Source organism: Rhizobium aureum, from assembly GCF_030182495.1.
GTDB classification, from domain to species: domain Bacteria; phylum Pseudomonadota; class Alphaproteobacteria; order Rhizobiales; family Rhizobiaceae; genus Rhizobium; species Rhizobium tropici_C.
The window spans coordinates 1-14906 of sequence record NZ_JAQJCI010000005.1; the positions used below are offsets into that span (position 1 = coordinate 1).

The following is a 14906-nucleotide window of genomic DNA, read 5'->3' on the forward strand; positions in this document are numbered from 1 at the left end:
GCGACATCAAACGGATCTCGTGACCCTGTTCCGCAAACCGCCGACCGAGATGATGCGCGCCGCAGCATGCTTCCATCGCAACCACACAAGCAGGAAGCTTCACAACATAGTCGATCAGCGTCTGTCGACGCATTGTTCGACGAACGACCACAGCTCCCGCCGCATCGACGCCGACCACGCTGCAGGAGTTCTTGCCCAAATCAATTCCAAGAATAGCAATAGACATTGGTTGGTCCTTTCCCTTTCCCGATATCAGCATTGTACTCGATGCTGGGTGAAAGGGCGGGCCATCCCATAAGACCGGTGCCGGTTGGTGGTGGCACCGATCCGAGTCGTCAGCAGGCACCGAGGCGATCAGTAGCCTTCGGCAAGTCCCGAGCCGGCGCGGCTGTCCATGGCGCCGTTGTAGCGGGCGCCACCGCCCTTGGCGATATCGCTGAGGCTCTTGCCGCCCACCAGGATGCCGGCCGCCTGGCCCCAGATCGGCCAGCTATTGTCGACCTGAACCGTGTAGCCCATGCCGGTCAGGAGCTTGATCGTATCCGGCGATAACGCGCGGGGCTCCATGTAGACCTTATCCGGCAGCCATTGATGATGGATGCGCGGCGCATCGATCGCTTCCTGGATGTTCATGCCGAAATCGATGACGTTGATGATCGCCTCGAGCGTGATGGTGATGATGCGCGAGCCGCCGGGGCTGCCGATCACCATGAAGGGCTTGCCGTCCTTGGCGATGATCGTCGGGCTCATGGAGGACAGCGGCGTCTTCTTCGGCTGGATGGCGTTGGCTTCGCCCTGCACCAGGCCGTACAGATTGGGCACGCCGGGCTTGGAGGTGAAATCGTCCATCTCGTTGTTCAAGAGGATGCCCGTACCAGGCGCGACGACTCCGGCGCCGAAGGAACCGTTCAGCGTGTAGGTGACGGCAACGGCATTGCCGTCATTGTCGACGATCGAATAATGCGTGGTCTCGTGGCTTTCGCCCAAGCCCTTGGGCATCAGATCCTTGGAGACGCCCGCCTTATAGGGCGAGATGTCGTCGCGGATCTTCTGGGCATAGGCCTTGTCCAGCAGCTTGCTGACGGGATTGTCGACAAAGTCGGGATCGCCGAGGGCCGAGTTGCGGTCGACATAGGCGTGGCGCATGGCTTCGACCATAAGATGGACGGTATCGGCCGAGCCGTAGCCGGTATAGGAGAGCGGATAGCCTTCCAGCACGTTGAGGATTTCGCAGATGATGACGCCACCGGAGGAGGGTGGCGGAGATGAGATGATCTCGTAGCCGCGATAGTCGCATTTCACGGGGTCCAGCTCACGGACCTTGTACTGCTCGAAATCCTGGTTTGCGAGAATGCCGCCCTTGTCTTGGCTCGCCTTGACGATGGCATTGGCGACCGGTCCCTTGTAGAAGCCATCCGGCCCCTGATCCGAAATGCCTGACAGCGCATTGGCGAGATCCGGCTGTACGAGCTTGTCGCCCGTCGTGAAGGGCTTGCCATCCGACTTGGTGAAGATCGCCGCGGTGGCCGGATCGCGCGCGAGTCGATCCTTGCTCTCGTTCAGTTCGGCGGCATCGGCCTGGTTCAGCGTGAAGCCTTCCCTGGCGTAGCGAATGGCCGGCGCCATCAGATCCTGACGCGATTTCGTGCCGTATTTCTCGCGGGCAGTCTCGAAGCCCATGACCGAGCCCGGAACGCCGACGGCGAGATAGCCATTGGTGCTGGCGCCTTTGACGATATTGCCCTTGTCGTCGAGATACATGTCCTTTTTGGCTGCCAACGGCGCGCGCTCGCGGAAATCGAGGAAGTCCGTCTTGCCGTCGCGCATGCGGATGGTCATGAAGCCGCCGCCGCCGATATTGCCGGCGGTCGGATAGACCACCGCGAGCGTGTAGCCGACGGCAACGGCGGCATCGACGGCATTGCCGCCGTTTTTCAATACCTGCACGCCGACGTCCGTGGCCAGATGCTGTGCCGTAACCACCATGCCGTGTTCAGCTTCGACGGGAGGTGGCGCGGCGGCTCTGGCGGTGACGGAAAAGAGGGCGAAGGTGACGAGCGTCACCGAGGATATCGCCCGTTGGCGGAATTGGCGCATGATGAATATGCCTCCCATTATTGTCTTGGTGGAAAATCGCCCACAGATGACATGGTGTCACGCGCGAAAATGGCGATATCGGCTGTCGGAATTTTTTAATCGGGCGATGCCGCATCACCGGGCCGCGCCGGTTCGCTATGTCTTTCCTGCACTACTATGGATAATTTTAGTCTTCCAACCCTGCGGAAGCTTGGGTCGGACTTGCAATATTTCTTTTATTAGTTACGCCTACTTTAGGTAGCTAGTCTATCGGGGTTGAAGTATTGCGTGGAGGTTGATGATGCCCGTCACGAGACTTGAGCAGTGGAAGAGCGAGCGCAAGGTCAAGGCAAAGCCACACGTCATTGCCGAAAAGACGCACATCATTGAAATCGAGTGCGACCATTGCAGCCGGCACTTCTTCCGATGGTCATCGATGGCAGCCGTCTACTGGCGTTGTGACGATTGCACCGCCATCGTCTGATCTCATTTGCACCTAGCGGCTACAGGATCAGGATGGCGCGGAAGTCGTTGACGTTCGTTCCGGTCGGGCCGGGAACGAAGAGATCGCCAATCGCGTCGAACGCTGTCCAACCGTCATTGTTTGCCAGCAGCTCGGCCGGCACCATTCCGGCCTTGCGCAACCGCGCCACCGTACCTGCATCGGCAAAGGCGCCGGCATTGTCCTCGCTGCCGTCGATGCCATCGGTATCGGCGGCCATGGCGTGAATGCCCGCGTGACCGTCGATATCGATGGCGAGCGACAACAGGAACTCCGAGTTTCGCCCGCCCTTGCCGTTGCCCTTCAAGGTCACCGTCGTTTCGCCGCCAGAGAGTAGCACGATCGGCTTCGGAAAGGGGCGATTGCGATGAAGCACTTCCCGGGCGATGGCAGCGTGGACATGCGCAGCTTCGCGGGCCTCGCCCTCTATGGCGTCCGAGAGAATGGCGGCTTCGATGCCGGCGGCACGCGCCACCTCGGCAGCGGCTTCCAACGAGACGCCGGCTGACGCGATGACATGGACCTCATTGCCGGCAAAGCGCGGATCGCCCGGGCGCGGCGCATCCGCCTCAACTTTCTCGATATGGGCGAGAACGGCTGGCGGGAGTTCGATACGGTAGAGGCGGATGAGATCGAGTGCTTCGGCGCGCGTGCCGGCGCCCGGCACGGTCGGCCCGGAGGCCACCAGGGCAGGGTCGTCGCCGGGAATGTCCGAGACGACGAGCGAGACGACCTTGGCCGGGTGGGCTGCGGCAGCCAGCCGGCCGCCCTTGATGGTCGACAGATGCTTGCGGATGACATTCATCGCAGAGATCGGCGCGCCGGAGGCAAGCAGCGCCTTGTTGACGGCGATTTCATCGGCGAGGCTCAAGCCGCCCGCTGGCGAGGGAAGCAGCGCCGAGCCGCCGCCTGATATCAGGGCGATCACCAGATCGTCTTTTGTGAGGCCATCGACAAGTTTCAGTAGCCGACGGGAGGCGACGAGACCAGCCTCATCCGGCACGGGGTGGGCTGCTTCGATGATCTCGATCTGGCGGCAGGGGGCGGAAAAACCGTATCGCGTCACGACGAGGCCTTCCAGCGGGCCATCCCAGCATTGTTCCAGCGCGGCCGCCATCTGGGCAGATCCCTTGCCGGCGCCGATGACGATCGTGCGGCCCTTCGGTTTGGCAGGCAGATGCGTACGGATGCCGGTCAACGGATCGGCTGCACGCACGGCGGCATCGAACAGTGAGGTCAGGAAGGCGCGGGGATCGGAAACGGTCATGTCGAACTGCCTGTCTGCTAGAGCGTTTATACGCAATTCCGGACGGAAAACCGCTATGCACTTTTCCTGAAATTGCTTCTCAGAGCCTGTAACCATTTGGTGGCTTAACTGACTGGAAGACGCAAGGGCCAGGAACTGCAATTGTGTCCTGCCCGACGAATCCCTATGTAGAAGGAAAGGGTTTCACGCTTTTATTCAGGGATTTTTCGACATGGCCGAATTGAAAGTGAAGACAAGGCAGACGGGCGCAACCGCTACGGTCGGCCGCACCGGCTTTCCGCATGTAACCTCGGTGACCGGCGGCGAAATCGATATCGTCACCTCGCCGTCGCAGCCTGGCTTCAACCCGCTCGACCTGCTCTATTCGTCGCTCTCGGCCTGCCTGGCCTTGAGCGCCCGCATGGCCGCTAGCAGCCTCGGCGTGCTCGACAAGCTCACCGAAGTCACCGCCGTCGTCACGGGTGAGAAGGCGACCGAAGGCCTCTCGCGCGTGGAGAAATTCAACATTGCCTTCACCATCAAAGGTGATTTCAGCGATGAAATTCGCAACGCGATTGCGCATGCCGCCGAAGATGAGATTTGCACGGTGAGCAACACGATCCGCGGCAATCCGCAATTTGAGACGGTGATTTCGGGGTGAGATTTGGTCTATCCCGCCCCTTGCGCGCGGGAACGCAAAATCAGCATTTAGCCGCAAGGCTAAGTGCTAGATTTTGCAAGGGCGGGGGTAGGCAGGGACGCACCGGCCCCCGCTCTTGCAATTTCAATGGCTTAGAAATTGCGCTAGCATTCTGAATATGTGTGACCTTCGGTATCGCAATTCCTAAACCAATGAAATTGCTTTCTCGCCCGCCAAGGGCGAGATGGCTCGGCATCTGCCGTTGCCCCTCACTTCGCCGGAAACTCAAACCCTTCAAGGTAAGGTCCAAGCTCCGGGTCGATATCCACTTTCACGGCATTGTTGTAGATTGCCGTCGCGATCATGATGCCGGCGAAGGCGACGAGGTTGGCGAGCGTCGGCTCGTCGTAGCGGGCCTTCAATCGATCCCAAATCCCTTCCGGAATTGCATTGGAATCCCTGACGATCGCCTTGCCGAATTCGATCAGCAGCGCCTCGTCTTCGCTCGGTACGATCGTTTCCGGCGTGAGGCCGGCATTGATCAGCGCGCGCCGGAAGAAGCCGACGGGGATGATCGAGCGGCATTCGATTGCGATGGCATGGCAAAGCAGCCAGATGGCGCGATCGTCCAGAGCCGGACGCAGCTCCTCGCGCAAGGGAAACCATTCCGCATAGATGCGATGCGCGACCGGCGAGTGCAGCAGGGTGCGTTTCATATTCGTCATGCGGCCGCGCAGCTGCATTTCGCGGTCATGCTCGGCGCGCACGGCCTCGGAAGCGGTCTCGTAGTCGATCGGCGTGATATGACTCATGTTACTCTCTTTATACCGGGCTCTTACTGCGCTGCCGCTGCCGATTTCGTGAAGAAGCGGTTTTCCGGGCGCGGCAGGCCTAGATGTTCGCGCAATGTCGTACCGTCGTAATCGCGGCGGAAGATGCCGCGGCGTTGCAGCTCTGGAACGACGCGGGTGGTCACGTCAAGCAGACCCTGCGGCAGGAAGGGGAAGACAACGTTGAAACCGTCAGAGCCTTCCTCGTGCAGCCATTGCTCCATCTCGTCGGCAATGCTCTCAGGCGTGCCGACGAAGGCGAGGCCGGCATAGCCGCCGAGGCGCTGGGCAAGCTGGCGCACGGTGAGCTTTTCGGCTTCGGCAAGGGCGATGACGCGCTCGCGGCCGCTCTTGCTCGCGTTGGTTTCCGGAATCTCCGGCAGCGAGCTATCCGGATCGAATTTGGAGGCATCATGCCCAAGTGCGATCGACAGGGATGCGATGGCGCTATCGTAATGGACGAGACTATCGAGCTTTGCCCGCTTGGCCTTTGCCTCCTCGACCGTATCGCCGACGACGATGAAGGCGGCGGGCAGGATCTTCAGATGATCCGGATTGCGGCCGATCGCCTTCATCCGTCCCTTGATATCGGCGAAGATCGACTTGCCATCGGCGAGGTTGCGGGGAGCTGCAAAGACGGCTTCGGCCGTTTCGGCGGCAAGCTGACGACCGGCATCCGATTGTCCGGCCTGCACGATGACGGGCCAGCCCTGAGGTGGGCGGGCGATGTTGAGCGGGCCGCGAACGCTCAGTTCCTCGCCCTTGTGCCCGAGGACATGCATTCGCTCGGGATCGAAGAAGATGCCGCTTTCCGGATCGCGGATGAAGGCGTCGTCGGCGAAGCTGTCCCAGAGGCCGGTCACGACATCGTAGAATTCGCGAGCGCGATGGTAGCGCTCGCCATGTTCCATGTGTTCTTCGAGGCCGAAGTTAAGGGCGGCATCGGGATTGGAGGTGGTGACGATGTTCCAGCCGGCGCGGCCACCGCTGATATGGTCGAGCGAGGCGAAGCGGCGGGCGATATGATAGGGCAGGTCGAAGGTGGTGGAGGCGGTTGCGACGAGGCCAATCCTGTCGGTAACGGCGGCGAGCGCCGAAAGCAGGGTGAAGGGCTCGAAGGAGGTGACGGTTTGGCTGCGCTTCAGGGCCTCGATCGGCATGTTGAGGACCGCGAGGTGATCGGCCATGAAGAAGGCGTCGAATTTTGCCTTTTCCAGCTCCTGCGCGAAGCTTTTGATGTGCTGGAAATTGAAGTTGGCGTCCGGATAGGCGCCGGGATAACGCCAGGCACCGGTATGCAGGCTGACGGGACGCATGAAGGCGCCCAGCTTCAATTGCTTCTGTTCGGTCATGGGCTCTCTCCAAAATCGTCAGCCGCTATGACGTCATAACGGCTCCGCCAGCGGAATGATGCCTTACGACGTAGGCGTGCTTCTCGCCCATTCAAAGAGCCGATTTCATTTATTTGATCGCTTTCGCGGAATATTCATCCGTCCTCGACTTCAGTGCTGTTCTGTCCGGCAAAAACCTTGACCAGCCAGTCTATGAAAACGCGGACCCGCGGTGAAAGCTGGCGGCTGCGCGGATAGAGCATCGAGACGGGCGTCCGTGTCGGTGGATAGTCCGGGAGGACATGCAGCAGCCCGCCCGATCGTAGGGCTTCCTCGGCGTGATAGCGCGGAACCTGGATCAGGCCGAGACCGAGCTTGGCCGCGGCGAAATAGCTCTCGGCCGCGTTGACGGAGATGGTGGCCGGCAGGGTGATTTCGCGCACGACGCCGTCGATCTGGAATTCCAGCGGCAGCAATCCGCCCGTTGCGGAAGAGCGGAAGCCGACCATGCGGTGGCCATCGAGCTTCTCCGGATGGGCGGGCATGCCGAAATGTTCGACATAGGCGGGTGCCGCAAGCGTCACTTCTTCCAGCATGGCGACGCGGCGGCCGATCATATCGCTATCCTGCAGCGTGCCAACGCGCAGCACGCAATCGATCCCCTCGCGGATCAGATCGACGAACCGGTCGCCTTCGGTGATCTGCAGTTCGATGTCGGGATAGGTTTCGAGGAAGGAAGGCAGGTTCGGCAGGACGAAGTGCCGCGCAAGCGTTCCATGCACGTCGACACGGAGGACACCCTTCGGCTTCGCCCCGGCAAAGGCGCCTTCAGCATCCTCGATATCGGAGAGGATGCGCAGGCAGCGCTGGTAATAGGCTTCGCCATCGAGCGTCGGGCTGACATGCCGCGTCGTGCGCTGTAGCAGGCGCACGCCAAGACGCGCCTCGACCTGTTTGATCGCATCCGTCACCGTCGAGCGAGGCAGGCCGGTGTCTTCGGCGGCCAGCGTGAAGCTGCGTCGTTCCACGACCCGGCAAAACACCCGCATGGCATCGAATCTGTCCATATTATTTGTTCGCTAAATTCGGATAGTGATGCCGATTATTGGCTGATTATCCGCTTCATGAAAAGGGGCATCTTCTCCTCATCGAAACGCGCTACGGCGCAAGGCAATGAAGGATGAGAGAAATGGGCAATATTTCCAACAAGGTAGCAATCATCACCGGCGCATCGCGCGGCATTGGCGCCGCCATTGCAGAGCGTTTGGCCGAGGATGGCTTCACCGTCGTCATCAACTATTCCGGCAGCGAAGCCGCCGCCGAGGGGCTCGCCCGCAAGATCGAGGAAAAGGGCGGCAAGGCGCTGACCGCGAAGGCCGATGTCTCCGATGTCGAAGCCGTGCGCCGCATGTTCGACGCAACCGAAGCTGCCTTCGGCGGTGTCGATGTCCTCGTCAACAATGCCGGCATCATGCAGCTCGCGAAGATCGCCGATGCCGACGACGCGCATTTCGACCGCCACATCGCCATCAACCTGAAGGGCACGTTCAATACGCTGCGAGAAGCCGGCAGGCGCCTGCGTGACGGCGGTCGCATCGTCAACTTCTCGACCAGCATCGTCGGCCTCAAGCTTGAAACCTACGGCGTCTATGCCGCAACCAAGGCCGGCGTCGAGCTTCTGACCGGCATCATGGCGAAGGAACTGCGCGGCCGCTCGATCACGGTGAATGCGGTTGCGCCCGGCCCGACGGCCACCGATCTCTTCCTCAACGGTAAGAGCGACGAGCTCATCGACCGTATGGCCAAGATGAACCCGCTGGAGCGCCTGGGCACGCCGCAAGACATCGCCGCCGCCGTTTCCTTCCTCGTCGGCCCGGATGGCGGCTGGATCAACGGTCAGACGCTGCGCGCCAATGGCGGCATGATCTGAGCCAACTTGGCGGCAGGGTAATGCCTGCCGTCCTCCACTTCATCGTCGACAACAGCCAATCCTTTGAAGGAACAGAATCATGAGCAAGCAAGTCATCGTTATTACCGGCGCATCGAGCGGCTTCGGCGCCCTGACGGCACGCGCTCTCGCCAAGGCAGGCCATGCGGTCTATGCCGGTATCCGCGAAACCCAAGGGCGTAATGCGGCACAGGTCGCCGCAGCGGCGGCATTCGCCGCGGAGAACGGCGTCGATCTCAGGACCGTCGAACTCGATGTCGCCTCGGACGCCTCTGTCGAAGCCGGCATTGCCGCCGTCATCGGCGAGCAGGGCCGCATCGACACCATCATCCACAATGCCGGCCATATGTCCTTCGGCCCGGCGGAGGCATTCACGCCCGAACAGTTTGCCGAACTCTACGACATCAACGTGCTCAGCACCCAGCGCGTCAATCGTGCCGTGCTGCCTCATATGCGCAGGCAAGGAAAGGGGCTGGTGGTCTGGGTCTCCTCGTCGAGCACGCGGGGCGGCACGCCGCCTTACCTCTCGCCTTATTTCGCAGCCAAGGCAGCCATGGACTCGCTTGCCGTGTCCTATGCGTCCGAACTGACACGCTGGGGCGTCGAGACCGCCATCATCGTGCCCGGCGCCTTTACGAAGGGCACCAACCACTTCGCGCATTCCGGTTCCCCGGACGACAAGGCTCGCGCCGCCGAATATGACAACGGTCCCTATGCCGGCGTTCCCGACCAGGCGCTGAAGGGACTAGCCTCGCTGGAACCGGCGGATGCCGATGCCGCTTCGGTGGCGACGGCAATCGTGGATATTGTCGATATGCCGTTTGGAACGCGGCCATTCCGTACCCATATAGACCCTTCTGAGGATGGTGCTGAGATCGTCAACGGTGTTGCCGACCGGGTTCGGGCAGAGCTTTTCCGCCGCATCGGTCTGGAAGACCTGCTGAAGCCGCATACAAAAGCCTGAGACCCGCGATCATCCTTTGAGCGTGTCAAATCGCCGCTTCTGTGCCACAGAAGCGGCGATCTGGTGCGTGCATCAGGGCTATTTTGCGTTGTACAGCATTCCAAGCCTTGGAGTTTCGTACTAAAGCGATTCCTTCAGAGGGTCGGGAGATATCCATGGACGCGAAGGACATTGGCGAAATTGCCAGCTGGCTCATGCAGGCCGGTCTCAAGGGAATGACGGAAGTCGATATCCTCTCGGGTTTCTGCGAGCAGTGCCGTCAGCATGGTCTCAACATCGATCGGGCCATGGCGCTGATGGATACGCTGCATCCGGTCTATGAGGGCCGCGCCTTCCGCTGGGACGGCAATCAGATCATCGAGCGCGAGTTCGAATATGGCCCGACGCAACAGGGGATCGCGTCTGAAAACTGGCAGCGTTCCGCCTTCTATCACATGCTGACAACAGGTGGAGACGAGGTGCGCCGACGTATCGGCTTCGGCGAGCCTGCCGATTTCTACGGGCTCGATACGTTGCTGGCAGATGGTCACACCGATTATATCGCCATGGTGCACCGTTTCGAAGAGGGCGGCACGATCGGCGAGATGGATTGCTTCTATTCCAACTTCGCTACCGCCGCCGAAATGGGATTCCCGGAAGAGGATTTGCGCGTGCTGCGCAAGCTGACGCCGGCGCTGGCTTTGGCCATCAAATGCACCGGCATGAGCCGCATCGCCCGCACCATTGCCGAGGTCTATCTCGGCGAGGACGCTGCCCGGCATGTGCTCGAGGGCAAGATTACCCGCGGCAAAACGGAGCGGATTTCGGCGGCGCTCTGGTTTTCCGATCTCGCCAACTACACGCGCATTTCGGATACGGCCGAGCCGGATGAAATCATCCCGATGCTGAATGCCTATGCCGATGCGGTCATCTCCTCGATCCATGAGGCGGGCGGCAACGTGTTGAAGCTGATCGGCGACGGCACGCTGGCAATCTTCAAGGCTCGCAATTCCGCCGATGCCTGCGCGGCTGCGCTGATGGCGGAATCGCTGCTGCGCCAGCGGCTGCGCGATCTCAACTCGCAGCGGCAGATCGAAGGCCGTCCGGTCACGGACGTCTATCTCGGCCTGCATATCGGCGATGTCTTCTACGGCAATATCGGCAGCATGGACCGGCTGGACTTCACCGTCATCGGGCCGGCCGTCAACGAGGTCAGCCGCATCGCCTCGATGTGCCGATCGGCCGACCGCAATGTCCTGATGTCATCGAATTTCGTCGAGGCGCTATCGGGCCAGCAAAGCAACGATCTCGTTTCCGTCGGCCGCTATGCGCTGCGCGGCGTCAAGCGGCCTCAGGAATTGTTCACGCTACTCTCTTCGGCGGCCTGATCCCTCTGCCGTGACTGCTTTCAGCAGCGGCTGGACGCAAACATCGGGCCGCCCTTGCTTGCCGGGAAGCCATAGCCGTTGATCATCACGAGATCGATATCGCTGGCACGGGCGGCGATGCCTTCCGCAAGCAACGCCTCGCCTTCGGTGGCCATGGCTTTCAGCAGGCGGCTGACGATCTCTTCCGCGGTGAAGCTCCTTGGTACAATGCCTTTTTCGGCGCGCGCGGCTTCGATCATGGCCGCTACCTCAGGATCAACAGTCCGTTTGCCGTCGGGGTAGGCATACCAGCCGCGGCCGGTCTTCTGGCCGAAACGGCCGGCTTCGCAGAGCCGGTCGGCGATGACGACGTAGCGCTCCGAGGGATCGCGCGTCGCAGCCTGCCGCTTACGGCGCGCCCAGGCGATTTCCAAACCTGCCATATCGAACACAGCAAAAGGCCCCATCGGAAAGCCGTAGGCTTCCAGTGCCGCGTCGATCTCCTGCGGCGAGGCGCCGTCCTCGACCATGTATTCCGCTTCGCGGCGATAGGCGGAAAAGATGCGGTTACCGATAAAGCCTTCGGTGACGCCCGATACGACAGGCAGCTTGCCGAGCCGCTTTGCCAGGGCAAGGGCTGTCGCCAGCACATCCGGCGCGGTGTTCTTGCACTTCACCACTTCCAGGAGCCGCATGATATTGGCTGGCGAGAAGAAGTGCAGTCCGACGACGCGCTCTGGCCGTTGCGTTGCGGCGGCGATTACGTCGGGGTCGAGATAGCTCGTATTGGTCGCAAGGATCGCATCGGCGCGAACGATCGCATCGAGGCGCCGGAAGAGCTCGGTCTTGACGGTGAGATCGTCGAAAACGGCTTCGATGATGATATCGGCTTTTGCGAGCTCTTGAATCTCCGCCGTCACGGTCAGTCGGCTGAGGCGATCTTCGCGGCCCGCTGCATCGAGGCGACCGGATTGCACCGCCTTGTCGAGGAGGCCAGCGATCCGTTCGCGGCCCTTATCTGCAGCATCGATGGTCTGCTCGACTCCGATCACGCGGAAGCCGCCGTTGAGGGCGGAAACGGCAATGCCTGATCCCATCAGACCGGTGCCGACAATGCCGATGGTTTCGATCTTGCGTGCGGCAACGGTCTCCAGTTCCTCGATCTTGCCGGCGGCGCGTTCCGCGAAGAATACATGACGCAACGCTGCGGCCTCTTCGCTGTCGCGAAGCGCAATGAAAGTGCGGCGTTCCTCGGCCAGCCCTTCGGATAAAGAGACGGTCGCCGCCAGGCGTACGAGACGGATGGCCTCGGCAGGTGCATGCTGGCCGCGCGCCTTGCGCAATGCGTCCGATGCCGCCTTGTCGATCACATCTGTAGCTTCCGGAGGAACCGTCAGCGATCCCGTGCGGCGTAACGGTGCGGCATTGGCCGTCTTGGCGTCGGTGATAGCTTCGGCGATCAATTCACCCTTGGCCACGCCGTCCACGATGCCGAGCGTGAGCGCTTCGGCGGCGGAGACGATGCGTGCATTGGCGATCATATCGATAGCGGCGGCGATGCCGGTCAGCCGCGGCAGGCGCTGCGTGCCACCGGCGCCGGGTACGATGCCGAGCTTGACTTCGGGAAGGCCGAGGTTGGCGGTCGGCGCCGCGAGGCGACGATGGCAGGCGAGTGCCACTTCCAGACCGCCGCCGAGGGCCACGCCATTGATCGCGGCGACAACGGGTTTGGCAAAGGCTTCGATGCGGGCGATGACATCAGGTAGATGCGGCTCGACCGGCGGTTTGCCGAATTCCTTGATATCGGCGCCGCCGATGAAGCTGTTCCCCGCACCGGTGAGCACGATGCCCCTAGTCGTGCCATCCTTTTCGGCGTGATCAAACGCCGCCATGAGGCCGGCCCGGACATCGGCGGAAAGCGCGTTGACGGGCGCGTTGTCTATGGTGACGACGAGAATCTCGTCGGTCAGCGCCGCCGAGATGGTGTCCGAAAAGCGCAATGCCGACATGATCTTGACCGCCTATATTATTCCGGAATGACTGCCGTCGCCTGGATCTCGATCTTGGCACGATCTTCGACGAGGGCAACGACCTGCACGGCGGCCATGGCCGGGAAATGCCGGCCGATGATCTCGCGATAGGCCTGACCGATCCCCTTCAGATTGCCGAGATATTCCTGCTTGTCGGTGAAATACCAGGTCATCGACGTGATGTGCTTCGGCTCGGCGCCGCCTTCGGCAAGAATGGCGACGACATTCTTCAGCGTCTGGCGCACCTGCTCGACGAAATCGTCGCTTTCGAATTCGCAGGCGGCATTCCAGCCGACCTGGCCGCCAACGAACACCATGCGGCCCGTCGCCGCCATGCCATTGGCATAGCCGATCGGCTTGGCCCAGCCTTCAGGTTGCAGGATGGTGTGCATCGGTCGTCTCCAGATGAGAGGTCAGCGCGGCGCGGATATCCTCCGGCCATTCAAGGGATGTGTGCGTATCGAGCGAGGTGGCGACGACGCGGTGTTTAGCCGTCCACAGCACATGGCCATTCGCCGAGACCTGATGTTCGAGATCGAGCGAGGAACGGCCGACGCCACGGACTGCAAGGACGAATTCGAGATCGTCGCCCTGCAAGCCCGGCTTGATGAAAGTCAGATCGAGCCGCACGGTGGGAACACCGATGCGGCGGTCGTCGATCAGCTTTCGCCAGGAGAAGCCGATCGAAGCGAAATAGTCTTCCAGCACCCCGACGAGGATGTTCAGATAGGATGGGAAATAGGCGATCCCGGAAGGATCGCAATCTCCGAAGCGCAGGGGTCTGGTGGTCTTGAACGTCACGGCCGCCTCAGTTCGAAAAGGCGGCGATGCCGGTGATGGCGCGGCCGAGGATGAGGGCGTGGATATCGTGCGTGCCCTCATAGGTGTTGACCACCTCAAGGTTGACGAGATGGCGGGCGATGCCGAACTCATCGGAAATGCCATTACCACCCAGCATGTCACGGGCAGCGCGGGCAATATCCAGCGCCTTGCCACAGCTGTTGCGCTTGAGGATGGAGGTGAGCTCGACGGGCGGATGGCCTTCTTCCTTCATGCGGCCGAGGCGCAGGCAGCCCTGAAGGCCTAGCGTGATCTCGGTCACCATATCGGCAAGCTTCTTCTGGATCAGCTGATTGGCAGCAAGGGGACGGCCGAACTGTTTGCGGTCGAGCACGTACTGGCGTGCCTTGGCATAGCAATCCTCCGCCGCGCCGAGCGCACCCCAGGCAATGCCGAAGCGTGCGGAGTTGAGGCAGGTGAAGGGACCCTTGAGGCCTGATACGTTCGGCATCAGGTTTTCCTCGGGCACGAAGACATTATCCATCACGACTTCGCCCGTTATGGAGGCGCGCAGGCCCACCTTGCCATGGATGGCGGGTGCCGACAGGCCCCTCCAGCCCTTTTCGAGAATGAAGCCGCGGATGAGGCCGTCCTCGGTCTTTGCCCAGACAACAAAGACATCGGCGATCGGCGCGTTCGAAATCCAGGTCTTGGCGCCGGTCAGGCTGTAGCCGCCATCGACCTTCTTTGCGCGTGTGACCATCGAGCCGGGATCGGAGCCGTGGTTCGGTTCGGTGAGGCCAAAGCAGCCGATCCATTCGCCGGTCGCTAGCTTCGGCAGGTATTTCTGCTTTTGCGCATCCGAGCCGAAGGTCTCTATCGGCACCATGACGAGCGAGGACTGCACGCTCATCATCGAGCGATAGCCGCTGTCGACGCGCTCGACTTCTCGGGCGATCAGGCCGTAGGCGACATAGCCGAGGCCGGCGCCACCATATTCCGGGGAGATCGTCGGGCCGAGGAGGCCGAGTTCACCCATTTCACGGAAGATGGCCGGATCGGTCTTTTCATGCCGGAAGGCTTCGAGGACGCGGGGCGCGAGTTTTTCCTGCGCGTAGGAATGCGCGGTATCCAGCACCATCCTTTCGTCGTCGCTCAGCTGTTCCGTCAGCCGGAACGGGTCGGCCCAGTCGAAAATCTCGCGGCTCATGCT

General features: G+C 61.4%; 14 protein-coding genes and 1 pseudogene. 5 read left to right on the top strand and 10 right to left on the bottom strand.

Annotation, left to right across the window (positions count from 1 at the left end; genetic code table 11):
• Positions 1-226 (bottom strand): annotated as a pseudogene (locus PH552_RS14130) (IS110 family transposase); the annotation flags it as partial.
• Between the two features lie 128 nt (positions 227-354).
• Entirely contained in the window at positions 355-2097 is a 1743-nt protein-coding gene (gene ggt, locus PH552_RS14135) for a gamma-glutamyltransferase (protein WP_112340573.1), read from the bottom strand.
• A 280-nt stretch (positions 2098-2377) separates the two neighbouring features.
• Between ggt and PH552_RS14140 the strand changes: the two genes are divergently transcribed.
• Positions 2378-2560 (top strand): hypothetical protein, encoded by a 183-nt coding sequence (locus PH552_RS14140; protein ID WP_112340533.1) that lies wholly within the window; start codon positions 2378-2380, stop codon positions 2558-2560.
• Positions 2561-2579: 19 nt separating this feature from the next.
• Here the strand turns inward: PH552_RS14140 and PH552_RS14145 are convergent, their stop codons facing one another.
• Positions 2580-3845, bottom strand: coding sequence for a glycerate kinase type-2 family protein (locus PH552_RS14145; RefSeq protein ID WP_112340532.1), 1266 nt, complete (start codon positions 3843-3845; stop codon positions 2580-2582).
• 211 nt (positions 3846-4056) lie between these two features.
• Here PH552_RS14145 and PH552_RS14150 point away from each other — a divergent pair, with 211 nt between their 5' ends.
• Positions 4057-4485 carry an OsmC family protein gene (locus PH552_RS14150; protein WP_112340531.1) on the top strand — a complete coding sequence of 143 codons (429 nt, stop codon included), beginning with the start codon at positions 4057-4059 and terminating at the stop codon, positions 4483-4485.
• Between the two features lie 248 nt (positions 4486-4733).
• Here the strand turns inward: PH552_RS14150 and PH552_RS14155 are convergent, their stop codons facing one another.
• From PH552_RS14155 to PH552_RS14165, 3 genes are all read right to left on the bottom strand, one after another.
• Complete coding sequence (locus tag PH552_RS14155; protein ID WP_112340530.1) at positions 4734-5276, bottom strand: carboxymuconolactone decarboxylase family protein; 543 nt, start codon at positions 5274-5276, stop codon at positions 4734-4736.
• 23 nt (positions 5277-5299) lie between these two features.
• Positions 5300-6646 (bottom strand): LLM class flavin-dependent oxidoreductase, encoded by a 1347-nt coding sequence (locus PH552_RS14160; protein WP_112340529.1) that lies wholly within the window; start codon positions 6644-6646, stop codon positions 5300-5302.
• A gap of 134 nt (positions 6647-6780) precedes the next feature.
• Positions 6781-7692 carry a LysR family transcriptional regulator gene (locus PH552_RS14165; RefSeq protein WP_112340528.1) on the bottom strand — a complete coding sequence of 304 codons (912 nt, stop codon included), beginning with the start codon at positions 7690-7692 and terminating at the stop codon, positions 6781-6783.
• Between the two features lie 122 nt (positions 7693-7814).
• Between PH552_RS14165 and PH552_RS14170 the strand changes: the two genes are divergently transcribed.
• From PH552_RS14170 to PH552_RS14180, 3 genes are all read left to right on the top strand, one after another.
• Complete coding sequence (locus PH552_RS14170) at positions 7815-8555, top strand: SDR family oxidoreductase (protein WP_183762781.1); 741 nt, start codon at positions 7815-7817, stop codon at positions 8553-8555.
• 79 nt (positions 8556-8634) lie between these two features.
• The gene (locus PH552_RS14175; RefSeq protein WP_112340526.1) at positions 8635-9537 is read left to right on the top strand and encodes an SDR family oxidoreductase; all 903 of its coding nucleotides are present in this window, start codon (positions 8635-8637) and stop codon (positions 9535-9537) included.
• Positions 9538-9692: 155 nt separating this feature from the next.
• Positions 9693-10904: an adenylate/guanylate cyclase domain-containing protein gene (locus PH552_RS14180; RefSeq protein ID WP_112340525.1), complete on the top strand. Its 1212-nt coding sequence runs from the start codon at positions 9693-9695 to the stop codon at positions 10902-10904.
• 20 nt (positions 10905-10924) lie between these two features.
• On the opposite strand, the gene PH552_RS14185 is transcribed toward PH552_RS14180, so the two are convergent.
• Genes PH552_RS14185 through PH552_RS14200 form a run of 4 tightly spaced genes read right to left on the bottom strand, consistent with a single transcriptional unit; the run spans position 10925 to position 14903 of the window.
• Entirely contained in the window at positions 10925-12892 is a 1968-nt protein-coding gene (locus PH552_RS14185; RefSeq protein WP_112340524.1) for a 3-hydroxyacyl-CoA dehydrogenase NAD-binding domain-containing protein, read from the bottom strand.
• Between the two features lie 17 nt (positions 12893-12909).
• The gene (locus PH552_RS14190; protein WP_069611780.1) at positions 12910-13305 is read right to left on the bottom strand and encodes a RidA family protein; all 396 of its coding nucleotides are present in this window, start codon (positions 13303-13305) and stop codon (positions 12910-12912) included.
• Complete coding sequence (locus tag PH552_RS14195; RefSeq protein ID WP_112340523.1) at positions 13283-13714, bottom strand: acyl-CoA thioesterase; 432 nt, start codon at positions 13712-13714, stop codon at positions 13283-13285. The genes PH552_RS14190 and PH552_RS14195 overlap by 23 nt, the downstream gene beginning before the upstream one ends.
• 7 nt (positions 13715-13721) lie before the next feature.
• Complete coding sequence (locus PH552_RS14200) at positions 13722-14903, bottom strand: acyl-CoA dehydrogenase (protein WP_112340572.1); 1182 nt, start codon at positions 14901-14903, stop codon at positions 13722-13724.
• Positions 14904-14906 lie beyond the last annotated feature (3 nt).

What these genes read in the sequence shown, in the direction of transcription:
- ggt (WP_112340573.1), bottom strand. Translation starts at nt 2,097, where the DNA reads ATGCGCCAATTCCGCCAACGGGCGATATCCTCGGTGACGCTCGTCACC.
- PH552_RS14140 (WP_112340533.1), top strand. Translation starts at nt 2,378, where the DNA reads ATGCCCGTCACGAGACTTGAGCAGTGGAAGAGCGAGCGCAAGGTCAAG.
- PH552_RS14145 (WP_112340532.1), bottom strand. Translation starts at nt 3,845, where the DNA reads ATGACCGTTTCCGATCCCCGCGCCTTCCTGACCTCACTGTTCGATGCC.
- PH552_RS14150 (WP_112340531.1), top strand. Translation starts at nt 4,057, where the DNA reads ATGGCCGAATTGAAAGTGAAGACAAGGCAGACGGGCGCAACCGCTACG.
- PH552_RS14155 (WP_112340530.1), bottom strand. Translation starts at nt 5,276, where the DNA reads ATGAGTCATATCACGCCGATCGACTACGAGACCGCTTCCGAGGCCGTG.
- PH552_RS14160 (WP_112340529.1), bottom strand. Translation starts at nt 6,646, where the DNA reads ATGACCGAACAGAAGCAATTGAAGCTGGGCGCCTTCATGCGTCCCGTC.
- PH552_RS14165 (WP_112340528.1), bottom strand. Translation starts at nt 7,692, where the DNA reads ATGGACAGATTCGATGCCATGCGGGTGTTTTGCCGGGTCGTGGAACGA.
- PH552_RS14170 (WP_183762781.1), top strand. Translation starts at nt 7,815, where the DNA reads ATGGGCAATATTTCCAACAAGGTAGCAATCATCACCGGCGCATCGCGC.
- PH552_RS14175 (WP_112340526.1), top strand. Translation starts at nt 8,635, where the DNA reads ATGAGCAAGCAAGTCATCGTTATTACCGGCGCATCGAGCGGCTTCGGC.
- PH552_RS14180 (WP_112340525.1), top strand. Translation starts at nt 9,693, where the DNA reads ATGGACGCGAAGGACATTGGCGAAATTGCCAGCTGGCTCATGCAGGCC.
- PH552_RS14185 (WP_112340524.1), bottom strand. Translation starts at nt 12,892, where the DNA reads ATGTCGGCATTGCGCTTTTCGGACACCATCTCGGCGGCGCTGACCGAC.
- PH552_RS14190 (WP_069611780.1), bottom strand. Translation starts at nt 13,305, where the DNA reads ATGCACACCATCCTGCAACCTGAAGGCTGGGCCAAGCCGATCGGCTAT.
- PH552_RS14200 (WP_112340572.1), bottom strand. Translation starts at nt 14,903, where the DNA reads ATGAGCCGCGAGATTTTCGACTGGGCCGACCCGTTCCGGCTGACGGAA.